This is a genomic window from Arthrobacter sp. Dra40, from assembly GCF_059091905.1.
On sequence record NZ_JBNHHB010000349.1, the window covers coordinates 1 to 3774 of the forward strand.

At 67.6% G+C, this 3774-nt stretch carries 4 protein-coding genes and 1 pseudogene; 2 read left to right on the plus strand and 3 right to left on the minus strand.

Annotated features, from left to right (window positions below):
- Together AC5RWT_RS35490 and AC5RWT_RS35495 are read left to right on the plus strand one after the other, a co-directional pair.
- The coding region (locus AC5RWT_RS35490) for an S-(hydroxymethyl)mycothiol dehydrogenase (protein ID WP_494084317.1) at positions 1 to 1055 on the plus strand (1055 nt) is incomplete at its 5' end.
- Positions 1052 to 1681 carry an MBL fold metallo-hydrolase gene (locus AC5RWT_RS35495; RefSeq protein ID WP_494084318.1) on the plus strand — a complete coding sequence of 210 codons (630 nt, stop codon included), beginning with the start codon at positions 1052 to 1054 and terminating at the stop codon, positions 1679 to 1681. The genes AC5RWT_RS35490 and AC5RWT_RS35495, both read left to right, overlap by 4 nt.
- Positions 1682 to 1730: 49 nt before the next feature.
- On the opposite strand, the gene AC5RWT_RS35500 is transcribed toward AC5RWT_RS35495, so the two are convergent.
- The 3 genes and pseudogenes from AC5RWT_RS35500 to AC5RWT_RS35510 all read right to left on the minus strand — a co-directional run.
- Positions 1731 to 2180 (minus strand): DUF4262 domain-containing protein, encoded by a 450-nt coding sequence (locus AC5RWT_RS35500; RefSeq protein ID WP_494084319.1) that lies wholly within the window; start codon positions 2178 to 2180, stop codon positions 1731 to 1733.
- A 133-nt stretch (positions 2181 to 2313) separates the two neighbouring features.
- Complete coding sequence (gene moaA, locus AC5RWT_RS35505) at positions 2314 to 3423, minus strand: GTP 3',8-cyclase MoaA (protein ID WP_494084320.1); 1110 nt, start codon at positions 3421 to 3423, stop codon at positions 2314 to 2316.
- 41 nt (positions 3424 to 3464) lie between these two features.
- Positions 3465 to 3774, minus strand: a pseudogene (locus tag AC5RWT_RS35510) (hypothetical protein); the annotation flags it as partial.

Consider the following 3774-nt stretch of genomic DNA (forward strand, 5'->3'; position numbering starts at 1 on the left):
AAAAGAACGCGCCGGTCTCCATCGAAACCATCCTCGTCCCGGATCCGGGCCCGGGCGAGGCGCTGGTGGACATCCTCACCTGCGGCGTCTGCCATACCGATCTGCACTACAAGCAGGGCGGGATCAACGACGACTTCCCGTTCCTGCTCGGCCACGAGGCCACCGGCGTGGTCAGCGCCGTCGGCCCCGATGTGACCAACCTGGTCCCCGGCGACCGGGTCATCCTGAACTGGCGCGCCGTGTGCGGCGAGTGCCGGGCCTGCCAGCGCGGCGAGGCGCAGTACTGCTTCAACACCCACAACGCCACGCAGAAGATGACCCTCGAGGACGGCACCGAGCTCTCCCCCGCACTGGGCATCGGCGCGTTCGCCGAGAAGACCCTGGTGGCCGCCGGCCAGTGCACCAAGGTGGACGACGACGTCGATCCGGCGGCGGTGGGCCTGCTCGGCTGCGGTGTCATGGCCGGCATCGGCGCGGCGATCAACACCGGTGAAGTCAAGCGCGGCGAATCGGTGGCCGTGATCGGCTGCGGCGGCGTGGGCATCGCCGCCATCGCCGGCGCGAAGCTGGCCGGCGCCACCACGATCATCGCCGTCGACATCGACGACAACAAGGTGGAGCTGGCAAAGTCCCTGGGCGCCACGCACGGCATCAATTCCCGGGAACAAGACCCGGTGGAAGCCATCCAGGCGCTCACCGGCGGAAACGGCGCCGACGTCGTGATCGAAGTCGTGGGCCGGCCGGAAACCTACAAGCAGGCCTTCTACGCCCGCGACCTTGCCGGGCGCGTGGTGCTGGTGGGAGTGCCCACTCCGGACATGAAGATCGAACTGCCGCTGCTGGACGTGTTCGGCCGCGGCGGCTCGCTGAAGTCCTCCTGGTACGGCGACTGCCTGCCCTCCCGCGACTTCCCCATGCTGGTCAGCCACTACAAGCAGGGCAACCTGGACCTGGACGCCTTCGTCACCGAGCGGATCAAGCTGGATGACGTGGAGGCCGCCTTCGACAAGATGCACGAAGGCAAGGTACTGCGTTCGGTGGTCGAGGTCGCATGAGCATCACCATCGAAAACCTGGTCACCTCCGGAACGTTCTCGCTGGACGGCGGCACCTGGGACGTGGACAACAACGTCTGGATCGTCGGGGACGAGGCCGAAGTCTTCGTGATCGACCCGGCCCACAACCCGCAGGCGGTGGCGGACGCCGTCGCCGGCCGGACGGTCAAGGCCATCCTGCTCACGCACGGACACGACGACCACATCCGTGCAGTCGGTGAATTCCGGGACCTGGTGAAGGCCCCGGTTTACCTGCACGACGCCGACCGGATGCTCTGGGACGCCGTCTTCCCGGACAGTGCCCCGGACCACTCGATCAAGGACGGCGATGCGTTCGAGGTCGCGGGAGCCACGCTGAAGGCGATCCACACCCCGGGCCACTCCCCCGGATCGGTGTGCTTCCACCTGGAATCCGAGAGCGTGCTGTTCAGCGGCGACACGCTGTTCAACGGCGGCCCCGGCGCCACCGGCCGCAGCTACTCCAGCTTCGAGACGATCATCGAGTCGATCAAGGGCAGGCTGCTGACGCTGCCGGCCGACACGACGGTGAACACCGGCCACGGCGACTCCACCAGCATCGGTGCCGAAGCGCCGCAGCTGGACGAATGGATTGCCCGCGGCCACTGACCTTGCGTCTGCGCGCGCACGCGCCATGACATCCGGTCTCCGCCCGGCCTCATTCCAGTACTGGAGCGAGGCCGGGCGGAGTTCCATAGATGCGCTGGGTCAACGTGTCCGGATGCTCTTGCTCCCAGGGCAACTGACCGCTGTCATCGGCCCACACCGCCTGCACGGCCCGCAGCCGGTGCCGGTACAGCTTGATGCCGTACAGCAGCAAGAGCTCCGGTTCTTCGATCGGGGCCAGATACACACTCCGGCTGCTAAGGGTCACGGTCATGCTGGCCAGCAGCCGGTCATCGTGTCCGATCACCCGGTGAGCCAGCTCCGCCAGCATCCGGTAGATCTCCTCCGCGGGGCGGCCGCTGATGAAAAACTCTGCGTGCTTCAGTTCCGTCAGTCCGATGGTGTAGCCGAAGGCCGGGCTATCCCTGCCGCCCTCCACCAACTGCGCGTGCCAGCCGTGCCTGGCAATGTTCAACCGGATCTTTTCTTTGTACTGCCGCATTGACATGCCGTTGCACATATCGCACATCTGGACTTCCTCGCATCGGGCCTGGTCTGTCCAGCCAGTGTGCTCCTGCTGCCCGGCACGCCGGCAGGGTTGGATCAAACGATGTGGATAACCCCGGCCCGTTGAATCAGCCGCCGATGTAGTGCATCTCCACTTTCCGGCCCGGCCAGCCACCCGCGGACGGGGCAGCGGCCTGGGCCGGGGCGTTTCCGGAACGGGGGCCAAGGCCCGCAGTCTCGGCGCTGCGCAGCTCCGAGTAGCGGTCGGAGCGGCCGCGCCAGGCGCCGGCAAGCACGCCGGCCACTTCCTCATCGTCCGCGCCGCCGCGCAGCAGCGCGCGCAGGTCGGTGCCGCCGGTGCCGAAAAGGCAGGTGAACAACTTCCCGTCAGTACTCAACCGCGCCCGGGTGCAGCCGTGGCAGAACGCCTGGGTGACGCTGGCAATGGTCCCGACCTCGCCGCCGCCGTCGCGGTACCTGAAGCGCGTGGCCGTCTCCCCCGGGTAGCGGGGCGCCAGCGGTTCCAGCGGAAGTTCGGCATTGATCCGCCGCACCACCTCCGCCGACGGAAGCACCTGGTCCAGGTTCCAGCCGTTGGTGGAGCCCACATCCATGTACTCGATGAACCTGACGATGTGGGCCGTGCCGTGGAAGTGGCGCGCCATGGCGAGGATGCCGCCGTCGTTCTCCCCGCGCTTGACCACCATGTTCACCTTCACCGGACCGAGCCCGACGGCGGCCGCGGCCTCGATTGCCTCCAGCACCGTGGCCACGGGGTAGTCGACGTCGTTCATCTGGCGGAAGGTGGCATCATCCACGGAGTCGAGAGAGACCGTTACCCGGGTCAGCCCGGCCGTTTTGAGCGCCTCCGCCTTGCGGGCCAGCACCGAGCCGTTCGTGGTCATCGCCAGGTCCAGCGGACGGCCTTCGGGTGTGCGCAGTTCCGCGAGCCCGGCCACCAGATTTTCGATCCCGCGCCGCAGCAGCGGCTCCCCGCCGGTCAACCGAATTTTCTCCACGCCGTGGGCAGCCGCAAGCCCGGCCAGCCGGATGATTTCGTCGAAGGTCAGCAACTGGTCCTTCGGGAGGAACACGAAGTCGCGCCCGAAAACTTCCTTGGGCATGCAGTAGACGCAGCGGAAGTTGCACCGGTCGGTGACGGAGATCCGCAGATCCCGCAGCGGCCGGCCTAAAGCGTCGTCCAGAGTGCGCAGACCGTGCTGCGCTGGCCCGTCCATGGTGCGCCTCCGCAGTGCAGGAACTTGAAGTCCCCTCCAGACTAGGCGGGCCGCGCGCTGACTACAACGGGTGCTGGTTCCGGGACCGGTATGCTCGCGAGCAGCTCGTCGAAGCTGCCGTCCGCCACTGCGGCATAGCCGGCATACGCCGCCCGCAGCGCCTGCTCTACCGCATTCACGCCGAGCCCGGGCAGCAAATCCTCCGCCGCGCCGGCCGTGGCCGGATTCCACTCCAGGCCAAGCGCGTCGTAACTCGCCGTGAGCACTTGGCGCAACGGGGCCGAATCTTCCACGACCACCACGGAGGAAAACAGCCAGGCGCCGGCGACAACCCGCTGGGCGGTGCCCACC